The sequence below is a fragment of the Planktosalinus sp. genome (genome assembly GCF_059864935.1).
This window is the reverse complement of the sequence record NZ_JCBCCK010000406.1, coordinates 1-1,815: the sequence shown is the minus strand read 5'-3', so window position 1 is coordinate 1,815 and position 1,815 is coordinate 1. Positions and strand designations below refer to the sequence as shown.

Sequence of the window (1,815 nt, the reverse complement as noted above, 5' to 3'; positions counted from 1 at the left end):
TTTACAGATGTTAGTGTAGCTTCCGGGCTCAGGGATCCTTTGCAAACTTGGTCTTCAGCCTGGGGTGATTTTAACAACAACGGCTATATGGATGTTTTTGTTGGAGCAAGCTCATTTTCAGACGGAGGACATAAGTTGATGAGAAATAACGGAGACGGAACATTTACCGATGTTACAGCAGGCTCAGGATTTGACATATTCACCGGAACCAGTATAGAGCATGCAACCTATGACTTTAACAATGATGGATATCTGGATATAATGGGCAATTCAAACACTATTTTTTTAAATAACGGCGACTTTACCTTTACGGAACATACAGTGCCATTCTCCGGCGCAGCCATTGCAGACCTCAACAACGACGGGTTTCTAGATGCGTTTGCAGGTGGAAATATTCATTACAATAATGGCAACAATAATAACTGGATTAAAATAACAACTGAAGGAGTTGATAGTAACCGCAACGGAATAGGAGCAAGAGTAGAAATAAAAAGTGCTTTGGGAACGCAAATCCGTGATGTGAGAAGTGGGGAGGGATTCAGGTTTATGAGCTCTTTGAATACACATTTTGGAATTGGGCAAGACACAGAAATCGAATCTTTAATCATTAGATGGCCTTCGGGGACTGTCGATAGGATTGAGTTTCCTGATATCAATGAAACCCACCACATTATTGAAGGGCAACACCCGCTTAGCAATCCTGAGTTTTCAATGTCTGAGGTGACTGTTTCACCAGTCCCTGTAAGCGATAAACTGTTTATCAGTCATAACAATAATTTGGCCGGGACAAATTTCATGATCTACGATGTTTCCGGAAGGTTGATTGCTTCAGAAAAAATGATGAGCAATTCACTGGATGTATCGAAGTTGAATGCCGGGGTATATTTCTTAAACCTTAACGTAAAAGGCCAGACTAAGGCCATCAAGTTCATTAAAAAGTAAGTTTCCGCTAATTTTTTAGCGTTTTGATGGAGCACTATTTAGGATGACTAAGGCAAATTTTCAATAATAAAAGAGGCGGTATAAAAAGGCGTGTTTTGCCACAAAGACACCAAGGCTCTAAGGTTTACTAAGAATTAAGACTTTGTTAATCAATGCTTTATGCTTCTTGGCGTCTTAGAGCCCTTTAGTTTGCACACTTTCGTTCAGTAACCTTTTAGATAGCCTCTTTTATTTTATTTGCTTTTTTGGGAGCGCGTCAAAGCCCATATTGTAGAGTATAAACCCGAATATATCTGTGTGTAAATCTATTGTTTTAGAAATTGACATTCCTGCGCCGTGACCTGCTCCCACATCTATTCGGATGAGTTTTGGAGCATCTCCGGTGTTTTTAGATTGTAATTCTGCGGCATATTTAAATGAATGTGCAGGAACCACCCGGTCGTCATGATCAGCTGTGGTGACCAGTATGGCGGGATAATCCTTGCCTTCAACAATATTGTGAAGCGGCGAATAGCCTTTTAAGTACTGAAACATTTCCTCACTTTGTTCAGAAGTCCCATAGTCATAAGCCCAACCGGCGCCTGCGGTAAAGGTGTGGTATCTCAGCATATCCAGTACTCCCACCTGTGCAATTCCAACACTGAATAAATCAGGGCGTTGATTGACCACGGCACCCACTAAAAGACCTCCGTTTGAGACTCCTCTCACAGCCAGATAATCGCTTGAAGTATAGCCTCTGTCAGTCAAAAATTCTGCAGCAGCAATAAAGTCGTCAAAAACATTTTGTTTGTTCAATTGCGTTCCGGCATCGTGCCAGGCTCTACCATATTCACCTCCGCCCCTGATGTTTGGAACGGCATAAACGCCACCCAT

The 1,815-nt window shown here is 41.8% G+C and carries 2 protein-coding genes; one reads left to right on the top strand and one right to left on the bottom strand.

The genetic code is table 11. The annotated features are described in order from the left end of the window. The coding region (locus AC6F75_RS12375; RefSeq protein WP_500715353.1) for an ASPIC/UnbV domain-containing protein at positions 1-942 on the top strand (942 nt) is incomplete at its 5' end. Positions 943-1,170: 228 nt separating this feature from the next. Here AC6F75_RS12375 and AC6F75_RS12370 read toward each other — a convergent pair. Further along, a partial coding sequence (locus AC6F75_RS12370) for a prolyl oligopeptidase family serine peptidase (RefSeq protein WP_500715352.1) occupies positions 1,171-1,815 on the bottom strand: 645 nt, incomplete at its 5' end.